Consider the following 15,156-nt stretch of genomic DNA (forward strand, 5'->3'; position numbering starts at 1 on the left):
CTTTGGTACTGGTTTTCCTGTCTATCGTCGCATTCCCAAGGGCTCGAGACTCACGTGTAATGCGCGCATAACGATAAGGATTGCCCTGCCATGCTGTACGCTCGACTGCCTCTGTTGGCACTGCTGTGCCTGTTCGTCGCTAACGTCCAGGCTGACGCCCCACTGTTTTCCGCCGATGGCTACCGCATCAGCCTGTACCGCAGCCCCACGCCCGACCACCTGCCAGGCGCCACGATTGTCGACACCGCGGCCCTGCAAACCCTGCTCAACCAAACACCCGCGCCGGTGCTGATCGATGTGTACCGCCGCCAGTGGCTGCAAGGCCGCTTCATCGAAGACCAGCCCCACGCCAACCTGCCCGGCAGCCACTGGCTGGCCAATACCGGCGACGGCGACCTGACGCCGGAGTGGCAAAGCTATTTCGTGCGCCACCTGTATGCCTACAGCGGCGGCGACCTCAAGCGACCGCTGGTCTTCTATTGCCGCTCCGATTGCTGGCTGAGTTGGAACGCGGTAAAACGTGCCGCCAACCTCGGCTATACCTCTGTGTACTGGTATCGCGACGGTCTGGATGCCTGGGAAGCGGCGAAGCTGCCGGTGACGGTCGCCCAACCCGAGCCATTTCAAACATCACAATAAGAAAGGTGAACGGCCATGTACAAAATCCTGATTGCCGACGATCACCCACTGTTTCGCGAAGCGATCCATAACGTCATCAGCGACGGCTTTCCCGGCAGCGAAGTGATGGAAACCGCCGACCTCGACAGCGCCCTGGCGCTGACCCAGGAACACGACGACCTCGACCTGATCCTGCTCGACCTGAACATGCCCGGCATGCACGGCCTCAATGGCCTGATCAACCTGCGCAACGAGGCGCCGACCATTCCTGTGGTGATCGTCTCGGCCGAGCAGGACAAGCAGGTCGTGCTGCAAGCCATCACCTATGGCGCCGTGGGCTTTATCACCAAGTCCTCGCCGCGCCTGCAAATGACCGAGGCGATCCAGCAGATTCTCAACGGCAACGTATACCTGCCGCCGGACATCATCCGCACCCAGAAACCCGGCACCCACCGACGCCTCAACGAAAACCCCGGCTTCGCCCCCGAACTGCTGCAAGCCCTGACACGCAAGCAATTGCTGGTGCTGGAACGTATGACCAAGGGCGAGTCGAACAAACAGATCGCGTACACGCTGGAGATTGCCGAGACCACGGTAAAGGCCCACGTGTCGGCGATATTGCGCAAGTTGAATGTGCATAACCGAGTGCAGGCAATCCTCAGTGCCGGGGATATCGACTTCGGCTCGTACCTGCGCCGCTGACCCCTCTGACACAACACAAATCAAAGGTGGGAGGGGGCTTGCTCCCGATAGCTGTGGACCAGTCAACACCTTCTTGGCTGAACCACCGCCATCGGGAGCAAGCCCCCTCCCACACTTGATCTCCGTTTGTCACGGCCGACTGAGTATGTGGCTCATGACAGTCAGTCAAGCGTACATCGCCTCCTGTAGGAGCGAGCTTGCTCGCGAAAAACGTCAACGATAACGCGTGCTTCCTGAATGAACGCGGCGCCTGTGAGTTTTTCGCGAGCAAGCTCGCTCCTACAAAAAGCCTTAACTGACTGGCATTAGGGCGGGCCGAGCAGATGGCTCATGGCGGTCTTGAGTTTCATCGGGCGTACCGGCTTGTGCATCAGCGTGTGCCCCAACTCGCGAATTTGCAGCTTGAGTTCATTGCTGTAGTTGGCGGTGATCATCAGCGCCGGGATCGCGCGGCCGCGGCGTCCATTGATGCGGGCGACGGCGTCGACGCCGTTTTGGTCGTCGTCGAGGTGGTAGTCGGCGATCAGCAGGTCGGCTTCGGCATGGTAGTTGTCCACCTGCCGTGCCAGGTCTTGCTCCGACAACGCCGTGATCACCTGGCAGCCCCAGCCTTCCAGCAAGGTGCGCATGCCTGCGCAGATCGCCGCGTCGTTATCCAGCACCCACACCCGTGCGCCTTGCAGGCGTTCGAGCATCGGTTCGCTCATGGCCAGCATTGGCAGCGACTTGGGCGCCGTGGCGCTCAACGGCACCTCCACCGAGAACATCGAGCCCTTGCCCGGCCAGGATTTGACGCTGATGCGATGCCCCAGAATCCCGGCGATTTTCTCCACGATCGCCAGCCCCAGGCCCAACCCTCGGTCCTGATCGGGCCGCTGCACATCGCCACGCTTGAATTCCTGGAAAATCTCCTCCAACCGCTCCTCCGCGATGCCCATGCCGCTGTCCCACACCTGGATCAACAAACGCTGCTGCTGGCGGCGACAGCCCAGCACCACACGCCCCTTGTAGGTGTAGCGAATCGCATTGCTCAGCAGGTTGCGCAGAATCCGCGCCAGCAACTGAATATCGCTGCGCACCAGTGCCGAGCAGCCGACAAAATGCAACGCCAGGCCCTCGCTGCGGGCCAATTCGGTGTACTCGGCGGCCAGGTTGTCGAGCAGTTCACTCAGGGCAAACGGCGCGATGTCGGCCTTGATCACCCCGGCATCCAGCTTGGAAATATCCACCAGTGTGCCCAACAGGTTTTCCACGTCTTCCAGGGAATTGCTCACGTTGCGCACCAGGGTTTCGCTGGGCCGCTCCAGCAGTGCGCTGGTAAACAGGCGCGCCGCGTTCAAAGGTTGCAGCAGGTCATGGCTGACGGCGGCGAGGAATTTGGTTTTCGACAGGTTGGCCTGCTCCGCCTCCAGTTTGGCTTCACGCAGGCGCGACTCCACACGCCGACGCTCGTCAATCTCCTGCAATAACTGGTCGTTGAGCGCGGTCAGTTCCGAGGTGCGCTGGGCGACGCGTTGTTCCAGGTGCTGATAGGCCTGGTGCAGGGCTTCGGCGGTACGGCGGCGTTCGGTGATGTCGCGGATCAGCACAAAGATCCCCACCACCTCGCCGCTGGCCAGCATATTCGGCACATAGGAGCGCAGCATGTAGCGCTCCTGGTTATTGATGTTGGTCTCGGCGAATTCAAAGGTCACGCTCTCCCCCGCCAGGGCGCGGGCGACGTAGGCATCCAGGCGCTGGCAGTGCTGCTCGCTGTGGACTTCGCGCAGGCTCTGGCCGAGCATCATGCCGCGCGGCCAGCAATACCATTCTTCATAGACTTTGTTGGTGAACTCGTAGACCAGGTCGGCATTCAGGTAGCCGATCAGGGCCGGGACGTTATCGGTGATCAGGCGAATCCAGCGTTCGCTTTCCTGGGCCTTTTGCGCCGCCGCCTGTTCGCCGCGCAGGGTTTCGGCGCGCAGCCGGGCGTTGATCAGCAAGTGGTTGCTGGCCTTGAGTTCGGCCATCGCCTGGTTCAGCGCGTCGGTGCGTTCGCGCACCTGCTCGGCCAGCACCACCGAATGCTGAAAGGTGGTGTACGGGTTATTACCCTGGGCCATGCCGGACTCGATGCGCTCGATCAGCGCCGCGTTGATCCGTGCCAGCTTGTGGTTGTCCTGTTGCAGCTGGGCAACCTGGGCGAGCAGTTCAGCGCCGGCCTCGGGCAATGGCGACCCCGGTGAAGGTCTGGTTGATATGCATGCCATTGAACTGTTCTCCGTAGGTGTTGAAACCCATCACCCGCTGGTCACGCAGGAAACCGCCGATCTGTTCCAGATTGCCTGAGTCTTCCAACTCCAGGCGGCGCAGGAAGCAGTCGCAGCCGATGGTCAACAGCAGATCGCCAAGGCGCGCTTGCAGGCCGTCGAACAGGGTTTGCAGGTTTGGCAGGATCGGTCCGGGCTTCATCACGGTAAGGACGATGCCGTTTTCCACCGCGCAGTAGAAACTCAGGCTGAGGTCGTCGTGCACTTGCTGGATCGCCCGCACGTAGTACTGGTCGTGGATGCGCACTGCCAACGGGTGCGCGGCGAAGACGCGGTGATCGAGGTCGGCCACGGCCACGCCGATATGCCGCGCGTACTCTTCGGCGGCGGGTTCGGCGTTGAGTTCGAAGACCCGGCGCGACGGGCTGTCGGCGCCGGTCACCACCAGTTTTTCGCTGCGCGGCAGGATGTGGTGGGTGGTGAACACCTCGAAATCCAGCCAGGTATTGACCAGCACCACCACCGCTGCGCCGCTGTGGAAGGCGCCGTTGAAGTACACATGGGTGTGGGTGAGGAAGTTGTCGTCGCCGGCCGAACCGCCGAAATGCGGAATGTCGCCGAGCGCCGCGCTGAGGGCGGCGAGCACCATTTCTTCGCGACTGGACAGACCATCGAGCAGGGTCAGGGCGAAGGTGTTGCCCTTGATCGGCGCCAGGGTGTTGCTGCGGCAACCGCCGACCAGACGTTCGACCATCTGCTGGGCGTCGATCAGGCTGAAGTGTTCCACCTGGTCGATCAGCTCGGTGGCGATGGAAAAGTGCGCGTGGTTAAAGCCCATCGCCGTAATGCAATTGCGGCCATAGCCTTGGGGCGTGATCTCGCCGGCGCTGGTGCAGCCCACCACGCGCACATTGCCCAGGCACTCTTGCAACGCTTGGCCCAGGGCCTGCAAATCGTAGGACGCCGAGCAGAAAAACAGCACGAAGCCAAGGTATGGATGCAACAGTTGCTGCGCCAACTCCTCGGCGGCCTGCCCGGCATCGCTCGCCTGGGACATCGCGCTGACTACGCCTTCGCTGTTATGCATCGTTGCCTCCCCCTCTGAGGCATGAGTGTACGAAGGGCGGAGGGTGGGACCTATGCTACTTGGGTACTGGGTGGGGGGATGCGATGGGATGAATCGCTCAAAAACAAGGGAGATTCAAATGTTGGATTGCATTTCAAATTCACAGCAAAGCGTTCACAAGCATTCCAGCTGCAACCACTACACACAGGCTGGCAAACCCCACCTGCAAAGTGCGTGCGGCAATCTCCGAGCACAGGCGCCGGCCGATCAGCATGCCGACGATGCTCGCCGCGATAAACACCCAGCCCACGGGTTCGATGCGCACACCGGCATGGAACGCGCCGGCCACGCCGATCAGCGAAATCAGGCTGATCACCATCAGCGACGTGGCGACGATGCCGCGCATCTGCACGTCGGTGAGTTGCTTGAACGCCGGTACGATCAGAAAGCCGCCGCCCACCCCGAGCAACCCCGAGACGGCCCCCGTCACCGCGCCCAGTGCGGCCAGGGTGGCACTGCATTTGGCGGTCCAGGCCAGGCGCCCGGTCTGTTGGTTGAGCATGCAGTTCTTCTGGCCCCAGGACGCCGCGCCATGGTCACTCGGCCCGGCCTCAAGCTTTTCGCGCTGCAACATGCGCCAGGCCACCAGCACCATCAGCGCACTGAACAGGCCCATCAGCACCGGCTCCGGCAACTGGTGGGCGAGAAACACCCCCAGCGGCGAAAACAGCGCGCCGAGCAAGGCGATCAACAGCGCGGCGCGGTAACGCACCAGGCCGTGGCGTAACCCGTCAATCGCCCCGACGGCCGCTGCCGCCCCCACCGCAAGCAACGACACCGGCGCGGCCTGAGTCATCGTCAAGCCCAACCCCAACACCAACGCCGGCACCCCGAGGATGCCGCCGCCCGCGCCGGTCAGGCCCATGATCAGGCCCATCAACATCCCCAACACACTGGCCAGCAGCATTTAATCCACCTTGCTCAGACGGGTCAGCCACTCGCGGCCCTTGAGCATGCCGTTCCAGTAGAACCACGGCAGCAACGTCGCCTTGAGAAACCACATCGAACGGCGTGCCCGGGTCGGGTCGAGGGGAAAGGTCGGCAGCAACTTGCCGCCGTAGCCGAACTCGGCCAGCACCACCTTGCCCTTCTCCACCGTCAGCGGACACGAGCCATAGCCGTCGTACTTGAGCGGCAGCGGCGCCTGTTTGCGCAAGGCCAGCAGGTTTTCGGCGACCACCACGATTTGCTTGCGCACGGCGGCGGCGGTCTTGGCATTGCTGGTACCGCACACATCGCCCAGGCCGAAGATCTGCGGGTAGCGCTGGTGTTGCAGGCTGTGGGGGTTCACCTCGCACCAGCCGGCAGCGTCGGCCAGCGGGCTTTGGCGGATAAAGTCCGGGGCAACTTGCGGCGGCACCACGTGCAGCAGGTCGAAGGATTTTTCCTCGACGGTGACGTTGCCCTCGGCATCCTTCACCTCGAACCAGGCCTTGCGCGCCGGGCCGTCGACCTTGACCAGGTTGGCGTTGAACGCCAGGCGTGCGTGGTATTTCTCCACGTATTTCATCAACGGCGGCACAAAGGTCGCCACGCCGAACAGCGCCGCGCCGGCCAGGTTGAATTCGACGTCGATGTGTTTGAGGTCGCCCTGCCTGAGCCAGTGATCGCAGGACAGGTACATGGCCTTTTGCGGCGCACCCGCGCATTTGATCGGCATGGCCGGCTGGGTAAAGATCGCCTTGCCGCCCTTGAGTTGCTGCACCAGTTGCCAGGTGTAGGCGGCGCTTTCGTAGCTGTAATTGGAGGTGACGCCGTGCTGGCCCAGGGTCGCTTCCAGGCCCTCGACTTTCTCCCAGGCCAGGCGCAGGCCGGGGCAGACGATCAGGTTGTTCCAAGTGACGCGCTGGCCGCTGTCGAGCACCAGGGTGTGCTCGTCCGGCAACAGTTCGGTGACCGCGGCCTGGACCCAGGTGACGCCATTGGGCAGCACATCGGCCAGGGGTCGTCGGGTCTTTTTCAGGTCGTAGGCACCGCCGCCGACCAGGGTCCAGGCCGGCTGGTAGCAGTGATGGTCGCTGGGTTCGATGAGGGTGATGTTGAGGTCGGGGTCGCGCTTGAGCAGGCTGGCCAGCAGGCCGATGCCTGCCGAACCGCCGCCGATGACGACGATATCGCCACTGATGGTTGGCCCCCAGTGTTGGTCGGTCATGGTCTATTGCCTTTTATCGTCAATGCACACAAGGGTCGCTGCCGTATGGCGTCACGCCCAGCTTTTTATCACCGCGCCGCAGTAAAGACCGGACAGTGTCTTCATCACTTGGATCACTTCGTGGCTGGCCAGCCCGTAGAAGATGTACTTGCCTTCGCGACGGGTGGCGACCAGCCCTTCGTCACGCAGGATGCCCAACTGCTGTGACAGCGTGGGCTGGCGTACGCCGGTCATGGTTTCCAGCTCGCCGACGTTGCGCTCGCCCTGGGTCAACTGGCACAGAATCAACAAACGATCCTCATTGGCCAGGGCCTTGAGCAAGGCACAGGCCTTGGACGCCGACGCGCGCAACTGGGCGACTTCGCCTTCACTCAGAGTAGATTCCATTTGCCTCGGGTCCTTTGCGTCACTTAAGCTCAAAACATTATGTGTAAATGTAAAGTGATTGTAATCACTTTTTTCAACATCAGGGGCAGCCGTCATGTCAGCGTTGATTCATTCCTTTCTGGACGAGGCGTCGTCGACCTACACCTACGTCGTCTATGAAACGGACGGCGGCCCCTGTGCCATCGTCGATTCGGTGCTCAACTACGACCCGGCCTCCGGGCGCACCGACACCGCCCAAGCCGACAAGGTGATTGCCTTTGTGCAAGAGCACCGCCTGCAGGTGCAATGGCTGCTGGAGACCCACGCCCATGCCGATCACCTGTCGGCCGCGCCGTACCTGCGCCGGACCCTGGGCGGCAAGATCGCCATCGGCCAGAGCATCAGCAAGGTGCAGGACGTGTTCAAGCACCTGTTTAACCTGGAGCCGGAATTTCGCGTCGACGGCTCGCAGTTCGATCACCTGTTTGCGCCGGATGAAATCTTCCACATCGGCAACATCAAGGCCCAGGCCTTGCACGTGCCCGGGCATACCCCGGCAGACATGGCCTACCTGATCGACGACCGCCTCATCCTGGTCGGCGACACCCTGTTCATGCCCGACGTCGGCACCGCCCGCTGCGACTTCCCCGGCGGCGATGCGCGCCAGTTGTATGCGTCGATGCGCAAGCTCTTGGCCTTTGCCCCCGATACCCAACTGTACGTGTGCCATGACTACCCGCCCGAAGGTCGCGAGGCCAAATGCCTGACCAGCGTGGCGGAACAACGCGCGGGCAATATTCATGTGCATGACGGAGTGGATGAAGCGGCGTTTGTGGCCATGCGTACCCAGCGCGATGCCGGGCTGGGGATGCCCACGCTGTTGTTGCCGGCGATCCAGGTGAATGTGCGGGCGGGGCATATGCCGCCAGCGGAAAACAACGGTGTCGTGTATTTGAAAATACCGCTCAATCAACTGTAAAACCCTGCCCCTTCTGGAGCCTGCGTCGACCCAGGCAACGGGACAGATGGCGGTAAATCTCGACATAGCCAAAAAGCCAGCACCGTGTAGTATTCGGAAATAGATATTTCCTATCCAGGCCCCATGCGCTTCTGCGGCCTGTTTCTACACGGTTTTCGTCGAAGACGCTCTTCGTCGTCAGGATTTTTTTGGCAAGGACACTATGAGTACGCAGCCCCCCTCCCCTGAACCCGGCGATGAGTCCGAGTCCAGTCTGAACCAACACCTTTCCTTAACCCGACGCGTATTGGCCTATCTCTTATCGCTGTCACTCGATGCACTGGGAGCGATTAATGCCGCTTCGTTTCTCAAAGGAAAGTCCAAGGGAATCGAGCAAGGCACACAGAGCGGTATCGAAGAAGGAAAGGTGATCGGTTATCACGATGGATACGCGGCGGGGCACGCCGTACTCGAGTTCAACGACCTGCGAACCGTCGCGCCCTTGCCGGGCGAAGATCACTGTTTATTCGATGACGAGTTACTGCCGATCACCGAGGCAATCAAACAAAAAATGCGCGCTGAAGTGGCCAGGCATTTACCCGAACACGAGCAGCCGAGCGCAGAACAATGGGCAATGATCTTCGCCGAAAATACCTGTACCTCGGTGATTGCCGGCGCGGGCTCGGGCAAGTCAACGACTCTGGCGTTGCGGGTAGTCCTTAAACACGTCCATCTGGGTATCCCACTCAATCATCTTCAAGTCACTACGTTCACGACTGAATCAAAAAAAGACCTGATGAAAAAAATCATCAAGATCTTTGGGCACTGGGGTGTCCCTCTCGGCGAGGACCAGATCAAGAACCTGGTGCGCACGTTCCACAGCAAAGTATTCGGTTTTATGAAAGCGTTTACCGGTGGCCCCATTGGTTATTTCGATTTTTTAGGCCCCAACATGAAGGACGATGACGAGGAACTCGACAACCCGTTTTCGTCCACGCTCAATACCGAACAACTGGCAGTGCTCTACAAGGTGTTCAATGACCTTTACAAGCACGATGCCGAGTTCAAAAAGCACATCCTGGCCCTCTATAAGTCGGTGGCATTTGCACCGCCGATGCCGATGACGGACAAAATGCGCAAGTCCCGAGCTCACACGATCAAGGCCAACTCAGAGCGAGATCTGGCAGTTTGCGACGCCATCGAAAAGGCCTGGGCTGATCTCGGACTGTGGCCGATTGCAGGGGTGGGCGAGCGCCAGATCATCACCTTGGAAGGCCACCCCTACATCGTCAACGGATACTTGGAGGAATACGACGCAGCGCTGATTCTCGGCTGGCCGGATACCGGTGTGCCCCAGGACGACATCCCCTTTCGCGAAGGCGCCCGCGTCAACCTCAAGCGTGAGAGCTGGGCCAGGCAAGCGATCATCAGTGACTGCTACAAGAAGAACTTCGTGCTGCTCAATCATGTGACGGCAGCGAAGACGCTGATGGACAATGCAGAGCATATGGTCATCAGCGCCCCACAATTCGAATACGACTTGCCCGGCACCACACTGAAAGAAACCAACCTGATCCAGGTATTTTTCTCGGAGGGCAATTACATCGAGAACCTGGGGCTGGACGTAGACAATGCGATCAGCAACATGACGTTCGTTCCGGGTGACGCCCGCCAATCGTTCTACCTGGCGCTTAAGTGCTTCTGGCGAGCCTTTCATGCGCACCTTCGAGGCATGTCCCCCAAGCCTCTGATCACCTTCAATCAAGCATTCGCCCTATTTGGTGAGCACAACCCCGAGGCGATCAAACAAATCCCCACCGCCGAGCTGGACGGTATGCGCCACCTGATGATCGATGAATTCCAGGATGTCTCCGGCTTGAACATTTCCTGGATTCGCCAGTGCTGCAAGGAGATTCGCCGCCGTAATCAGGGCCAACCCGGCATTGGCAATTCGCTGATGGCAGTCGGGGATGATTGGCAGAGCATCTACGGCTGGCGGGGCAGCTCCCCGCAGTACCTGATGGATTTTCACCAGCACTTTCCCAGCCACACACGACAAACGCTCTACATGCAAAACAACTACCGCTCCCATCAGGCAATCATTGATGCGGCAGAACAGGTTGTGCGCTCAACGTCCGATGACAAGGCCAAGCACGGCGTCGCCTCGAACGCCCAGGTAGTTGACCGCGTATCGCCGGTGTATCTGCACTACGTGAAGGCCAATACAAAGATCATTCAGCCCGATGAAACGATTCTGGACCTTGTCCACAAAGCATATGAAGACGGGCACAGTATTCTGATGGTATTTCGGGTAGGTACGGTGGTGACCGCCTACAGGCGGGCCCTGAGCGGATTGTTGCGTGATGCCAGGAAACACGAGCGCAACGTCAAGTTGATGACGTTTCACAAGTCCAAGGGGTTGCAGGCGCAAACCGTGTTCGTTATCGGCGACTGCTTCTACAAACCTACCAAGTCCAAACGTAACCAGCTGTACAACCTGGCAGGCCTGGGGGACGGTAAACCCATGTCCTACGACCGCGCCCAGGCAGCCGAAGCATTACGCCTTGCTTACGTGGGCATCACCCGGGCCGAGCTTCAATGCCACTGGCTGTTGGAGCGTGAAATCAGCACCCCAGGCGAAACAGCCTCGGGTTATGCCGACCAGAAATCCTATTGCTATGAAAAATGGACGTCACTCGAGCCGGTAGACGCACCGACCCTGGCATAGCTGCGCCGGGCCACGCGCTAGGCGCCCAGGCTGATGCCATTGGCCGGCAGCGGCAACGCTGTCTTGTAGCGCACTTGTTTGAGGGCAAAGCTGGAACGAATATTCGCCACCCCCGGCACCTTGGTCAGAAAGTCCATCATGAACCGCTCCAGTGACTGGATCGTCGGCACCAGCACGCGGATCAAATAGTCGGGATCGCCGGCCATCAAATAGCACTCCATCACCTCGGGCCGGTCGGAAATCGCGCTTTCGAACTGCTGCAACGCCAGCTCGTTCTGCTTTTCCAGGCTTACATGGATAAACACGTTGACGTGCAGCCCCAGCAAATCGGCGTCGAGCAGCGTGACTTGCTCGCGAATCAGGCCCAGTTCTTCCATCGCCTTGACCCGGTTGAAACACGGCGTGGGTGACAGGTTGACCGAGCGGGCGAGGTCGGCGTTGGTGATCCGCGCATTCTCCTGCAGGGCGTTGAGAATGCCGATATCGGTACGGTCCAGTTTGCGCATGAGACAAAATCACCTGTTTATTATGTTTATGCAGTTTTTTTATCCGCAAATGAGCGCGGGCGCAACGAAACACAGATAAATATTCTTCTACGCCACGCCTATGATTGTTGTAGGACAAGATTTCTTCTACCCGAAGACTGACTGTCAGCTAGCGCGCCCACTACAAGAAATTCACAAGATCGAGCGTAGAAAGCCATGAATCAGCCATATGCCCCACTGCGCCTGCACGTTCCCGAACCCTCGGGCCGTCCCGGCTGCAAGACCGACTTTACCTACCTGCGCCTGACCGACGCCGGCCTGGTGCGCAAACCCGCTATCGACGTAGAACCCGCCGAGACCGCCGACCTGGCCAAGGGCCTGATCCGCGTGCTCGACGACCAGGGCCAGGCCCTGGGTCCGTGGGCCGAAGGGGTTCCCGTGGAGATTCTGCGCAAAGGCATGCGTGCCATGCTCAAGACGCGGATCTTCGACAACCGCATGGTGGTCGCCCAGCGTCAGAAGAAAATGTCGTTCTACATGCAAAGCCTCGGCGAAGAAGCCATCGGCAGCGCCCAGGCCCTGGCCTTGAACATCGACGACATGTGCTTCCCCACCTACCGCCAGCAAAGCATCCTGATGGCCCGCGACGTGCCGTTGGTGGACCTGATCTGCCAGTTGCTGTCCAACGAGCGCGACCCGCTCAAGGGCCGCCAGTTGCCGATCATGTACTCGGTAAAAGACGCCGGTTTCTTCACCATCTCCGGCAACCTCGCCACTCAATTCGTACAAGGTGTGGGCTGGGGCATGGCCTCGGCGATCAAGGGCGATACCAAGATCGCCTCGGCCTGGATCGGCGACGGCGCCACCGCCGAATCCGACTTCCACACCGCCCTCACCTTTGCCCACGTGTACCGCGCGCCGGTGATTCTCAACGTGGTCAACAACCAGTGGGCGATTTCCACCTTCCAGGCCATCGCCGGTGGTGAAGCCACCACCTTCGCCGGACGCGGCGTCGGTTGCGGCATCGCCTCCCTGCGCGTGGACGGCAACGACTTTATCGCGGTGTACGCCGCCTCCGCCTGGGCCGCCGAGCGTGCGCGCCGCAACCTCGGCCCGACCCTGATCGAATGGGTCACCTACCGCGCCGGTCCGCACTCCACCTCGGACGATCCGTCCAAATACCGCCCCGCCGACGACTGGAGCCACTTCCCGCTGGGCGACCCGATTGCCCGCCTCAAGCAGCACCTGATCAGGATTGGCCAGTGGTCCGAAGAGGAACACGCGGCGGTCAGTGCCGAACTGGAAGCCGAGGTGATCGCCGCGCAGAAAGAAGCCGAACAGTACGGCACCCTGGCCGGTGGCCAGATTCCAAGCGCCGCGACCATGTTCGAAGACGTCTATAAAGAGATGCCGGAGCACTTGAAGCGCCAGCGTCAAGCGTTGGGGGTCTGACATGAACGATCACAACAACAGTATTGAAGTGGAAACCGCGATGACCACCACCACCATGACCATGATCCAGGCCCTGCGCTCGGCCATGGATGTGATGCTTGAACGTGATGACAACGTGGTGGTGTTCGGCCAGGACGTCGGTTACTTCGGCGGTGTATTCCGCTGCACCGAGGGCTTGCAGACCAAGTACGGCAGCTCGCGGGTGTTCGACGCACCGATCTCCGAGAGCGGCATTATCGGCGTGGCCGTGGGCATGGGTGCCTATGGCCTGCGCCCGGTGGCCGAAATCCAGTTCGCCGACTACGTCTACCCCGCCACCGACCAGATCATCTCCGAAGCGGCGCGCCTGCGTTATCGCTCGGCCGGCCAGTTCACTGCACCGCTGACCATGCGCATGCCCTGCGGCGGCGGCATCTACGGCGGCCAGACCCACAGCCAGAGCATCGAAGCGGTGTTCACCCAGGTCTGCGGCCTGCGCACGGTGATGCCGTCCAACCCCTATGACGCCAAGGGCCTGCTGATCGCCTCGATCGAAAACGACGACCCGGTGATCTTCCTTGAGCCTAAACGCCTGTACAACGGCCCGTTCGACGGCCACCACGACCGCCCGGTAACACCGTGGTCGAAACACCCGCAAGCGCAAGTGCCGGACGGTTACTACACCGTGCCGCTGGACGTCGCCGCCATCGTGCGTCCGGGCTCGGCCGTCACTGTGCTGACCTACGGCACCACCGTGTATGTCTCGCAGGTCGCCGCCGAAGAAACCGGCATCGACGCCGAAGTCATTGACCTGCGCAGCCTGTGGCCGCTGGACCTGGACACCATCGTCAAATCCGTGAAGAAGACCGGCCGTTGCGTGGTGGTGCACGAAGCCACCCGCACCTGCGGCTTTGGCGCCGAGCTGGTGGCGCTGGTGCAAGAGCATTGCTTCCACCACCTGGAAGCGCCGATCGAACGCGTTACCGGTTGGGACACTCCCTACCCGCACGCGCAGGAGTGGGCGTATTTCCCAGGCCCGTCTCGAGTGGGCGCGGCGTTGAAACGGGTCATGGAGGTCTGAATGGGCACGCACGTTATCAAGATGCCGGACATTGGCGAAGGCATCGCGGAAGTTGAACTGTCGGTCTGGCATGTGAAGGTCGGCGACATGGTCGTCGAAGACCAGGTGCTGGCGGATGTGATGACCGACAAAGCGATGGTGGACATTCCCTCGCCGGTCCACGGCAAGGTGATTGCCCTCGGCGGCGAGCCGGGTGAAGTCATGGCGGTGGGCAGTATTCTGATCAGCATTGAAGTGGAAGGTGCGGGTAACGCCAAAGACGTGCCGGTGGCGAAAGAAGCGCCCAAGGCTGCGCCCGTCGTCGAGGCCAAACCGGCACCGGTGGTTGAGAGCAAGCCCGCGCCCGTCGTGACCGCACAAGCCCCCGTGGCTCGCGAAGCCGACGAACGCCCCCTGGCCTCCCCCGCTGTACGCAAGCACGCGCTGGATGCCGGTATCCAACTGCGCCTGGTCCAGGGCTCCGGCCCCGCCGGGCGGATCCTGCACGAAGACCTCGACGCCTATCTGCAACAAGGCGCGTCAAAAGCTTCGACGGCAGCCAACCCTTACGCCGAGCGCAACGACGAAGAACAGATCCCGGTGATCGGCATGCGCCGCAAGATCGCCCAGCGCATGCAGGACGCCACTCGGCGTGCCGCGCATTTCAGCTATGTGGAAGAGATCGACGTCACCGCCCTCGACGAGCTGCGCGTGCACCTCAACGAGAAGCACGGCGCCACGCGCGGCAAGCTGACGCTGCTGCCGTTTATCGTGCGCGCCATGGTCGTGGCGCTGCGGGAGTTCCCGCAGATCAACGCGCGTTACGACGACGAAGCCCAGGTCATCACCCGCCTCGGCGCGGTGCATGTGGGCGTCGCCACCCAAAGCGACGTCGGCCTGATGGTGCCGGTGGTGCGTCACGCCGAGGCTCGCAGCCTGTGGGGCAACGCCGAGGAAATCGCGCGTCTGGCCAGCGCCGCGCGCAATGGCAAGGCCAGTCGCGATGAGCTGTCGGGCTCGACCATTACCCTGACCAGCCTGGGCGCCTTGGGCGGTATCGTCAGCACCCCGGTGCTGAACCTGCCGGAGGTGGCCATTGTGGGCGTCAACCGCATCGTTGAGCGGCCGATGGTGATCAAGGGCCAGATCGTGATTCGCAAGATGATGAACCTCTCCAGCTCCTTCGATCACCGCGTGGTCGATGGCATGGACGCGGCGCAATTCATCCAGGCCATTCGCGGCCTGCTCGAACAACCCGCCAGCCTGTTCCTGGAGTAAGGG

At 61.1% G+C, this 15,156-nt stretch carries 13 protein-coding genes; 7 read left to right on the top strand and 6 right to left on the bottom strand.

What is annotated here, in order from left to right:
• Positions 1–90 precede the first annotated feature (90 nt).
• Together AD670_RS24925 and AD670_RS24930 are read left to right on the top strand one after the other, a co-directional pair.
• A complete protein-coding gene (locus tag AD670_RS24925; RefSeq protein WP_053138587.1) occupies positions 91–639 on the top strand; it encodes a PQQ-dependent catabolism-associated CXXCW motif protein in 549 nt (182 codons plus the stop codon).
• Between the two features lie 15 nt (positions 640–654).
• A complete protein-coding gene (locus AD670_RS24930) occupies positions 655–1,320 on the top strand; it encodes a response regulator transcription factor (RefSeq protein WP_010209341.1) in 666 nt (221 codons plus the stop codon).
• Between the two features lie 305 nt (positions 1,321–1,625).
• On the opposite strand, the gene AD670_RS24935 is transcribed toward AD670_RS24930, so the two are convergent.
• From AD670_RS24935 to AD670_RS24955, 5 genes are all read right to left on the bottom strand, one after another.
• Positions 1,626–3,569, bottom strand: a complete 1,944-nt coding sequence (locus tag AD670_RS24935) for a PAS domain-containing hybrid sensor histidine kinase/response regulator (protein ID WP_053138599.1) — start codon at positions 3,567–3,569, stop codon at positions 1,626–1,628.
• Positions 3,511–4,656, bottom strand: a complete 1,146-nt coding sequence (gene nosP, locus AD670_RS24940) for a nitric oxide-sensing protein NosP (protein ID WP_053138602.1) — start codon at positions 4,654–4,656, stop codon at positions 3,511–3,513. Before nosP ends, AD670_RS24935 begins: the two co-directional genes overlap by 59 nt.
• Before the next feature lie 139 nt (positions 4,657–4,795).
• Positions 4,796–5,602: a sulfite exporter TauE/SafE family protein gene (locus AD670_RS24945; protein ID WP_053138605.1), complete on the bottom strand. Its 807-nt coding sequence runs from the start codon at positions 5,600–5,602 to the stop codon at positions 4,796–4,798.
• Positions 5,603–6,847 (bottom strand): FAD/NAD(P)-binding oxidoreductase, encoded by a 1,245-nt coding sequence (locus AD670_RS24950; protein ID WP_053138608.1) that lies wholly within the window; start codon positions 6,845–6,847, stop codon positions 5,603–5,605.
• 51 nt (positions 6,848–6,898) lie between these two features.
• Complete coding sequence (locus AD670_RS24955) at positions 6,899–7,234, bottom strand: helix-turn-helix transcriptional regulator (RefSeq protein ID WP_017527038.1); 336 nt, start codon at positions 7,232–7,234, stop codon at positions 6,899–6,901.
• A gap of 94 nt (positions 7,235–7,328) precedes the next feature.
• On the opposite strand from AD670_RS24955, the gene AD670_RS24960 reads away from it, so the two are divergent.
• Both AD670_RS24960 and AD670_RS24965 read left to right on the top strand, forming a co-directional pair.
• Positions 7,329–8,192 (top strand): MBL fold metallo-hydrolase, encoded by an 864-nt coding sequence (locus tag AD670_RS24960; RefSeq protein WP_053138611.1) that lies wholly within the window; start codon positions 7,329–7,331, stop codon positions 8,190–8,192.
• A 202-nt stretch (positions 8,193–8,394) separates the two neighbouring features.
• Positions 8,395–10,899 (top strand): UvrD-helicase domain-containing protein, encoded by a 2,505-nt coding sequence (locus tag AD670_RS24965; RefSeq protein WP_082341042.1) that lies wholly within the window; start codon positions 8,395–8,397, stop codon positions 10,897–10,899.
• Between the two features lie 17 nt (positions 10,900–10,916).
• Here AD670_RS24965 and bkdR read toward each other — a convergent pair whose 3' ends face one another.
• Positions 10,917–11,405, bottom strand: a complete 489-nt coding sequence (gene bkdR, locus AD670_RS24970; RefSeq protein WP_053138617.1) for a Bkd operon transcriptional regulator BkdR — start codon at positions 11,403–11,405, stop codon at positions 10,917–10,919.
• A 195-nt stretch (positions 11,406–11,600) separates the two neighbouring features.
• On the opposite strand from bkdR, the gene AD670_RS24975 reads away from it, so the two are divergent.
• From AD670_RS24975 to AD670_RS24985, 3 genes are read left to right on the top strand one after another with little or no spacing between them, the layout of a single operon-like run.
• A complete protein-coding gene (locus AD670_RS24975) occupies positions 11,601–12,836 on the top strand; it encodes a 3-methyl-2-oxobutanoate dehydrogenase (2-methylpropanoyl-transferring) subunit alpha (protein WP_053138620.1) in 1,236 nt (411 codons plus the stop codon).
• Position 12,837: 1 nt separating this feature from the next.
• Positions 12,838–13,896 (top strand): alpha-ketoacid dehydrogenase subunit beta, encoded by a 1,059-nt coding sequence (locus AD670_RS24980; protein ID WP_053138622.1) that lies wholly within the window; start codon positions 12,838–12,840, stop codon positions 13,894–13,896.
• Positions 13,897–15,153, top strand: a complete 1,257-nt coding sequence (locus AD670_RS24985) for a dihydrolipoamide acetyltransferase family protein (RefSeq protein ID WP_053138625.1) — start codon at positions 13,897–13,899, stop codon at positions 15,151–15,153. It begins immediately after the preceding gene.
• The last annotated feature ends 3 nt before the right edge of the window (positions 15,154–15,156 follow it).

It is taken from the genome of Pseudomonas sp. MIACH (genome assembly GCF_001269925.1).
Classification (GTDB): domain Bacteria; phylum Pseudomonadota; class Gammaproteobacteria; order Pseudomonadales; family Pseudomonadaceae; genus Aquipseudomonas.

Bases quoted from the DNA above. Each gene is read 5' to 3' on its own strand.
- AD670_RS24930 (WP_010209341.1), top strand. From the start codon at position 655: ATGTACAAAATCCTGATTGCCGACGATCACCCACTGTTTCGCGAAGCG.
- AD670_RS24935 (WP_053138599.1), bottom strand. From the start codon at position 3,569: ATGGCATGCATATCAACCAGACCTTCACCGGGGTCGCCATTGCCCGAG.
- AD670_RS24985 (WP_053138625.1), top strand. From the start codon at position 13,897: ATGGGCACGCACGTTATCAAGATGCCGGACATTGGCGAAGGCATCGCG.
- AD670_RS24945 (WP_053138605.1), bottom strand. From the start codon at position 5,602: ATGCTGCTGGCCAGTGTGTTGGGGATGTTGATGGGCCTGATCATGGGC.
- AD670_RS24925 (WP_053138587.1), top strand. From the start codon at position 91: ATGCTGTACGCTCGACTGCCTCTGTTGGCACTGCTGTGCCTGTTCGTC.
- AD670_RS24975 (WP_053138620.1), top strand. From the start codon at position 11,601: ATGAATCAGCCATATGCCCCACTGCGCCTGCACGTTCCCGAACCCTCG.
- AD670_RS24980 (WP_053138622.1), top strand. From the start codon at position 12,838: ATGAACGATCACAACAACAGTATTGAAGTGGAAACCGCGATGACCACC.
- AD670_RS24950 (WP_053138608.1), bottom strand. From the start codon at position 6,847: ATGACCGACCAACACTGGGGGCCAACCATCAGTGGCGATATCGTCGTC.
- nosP (WP_053138602.1), bottom strand. From the start codon at position 4,656: ATGCATAACAGCGAAGGCGTAGTCAGCGCGATGTCCCAGGCGAGCGAT.
- AD670_RS24955 (WP_017527038.1), bottom strand. From the start codon at position 7,234: ATGGAATCTACTCTGAGTGAAGGCGAAGTCGCCCAGTTGCGCGCGTCG.
- bkdR (WP_053138617.1), bottom strand. From the start codon at position 11,405: ATGCGCAAACTGGACCGTACCGATATCGGCATTCTCAACGCCCTGCAG.
- AD670_RS24965 (WP_082341042.1), top strand. From the start codon at position 8,395: ATGAGTACGCAGCCCCCCTCCCCTGAACCCGGCGATGAGTCCGAGTCC.
- AD670_RS24960 (WP_053138611.1), top strand. From the start codon at position 7,329: ATGTCAGCGTTGATTCATTCCTTTCTGGACGAGGCGTCGTCGACCTAC.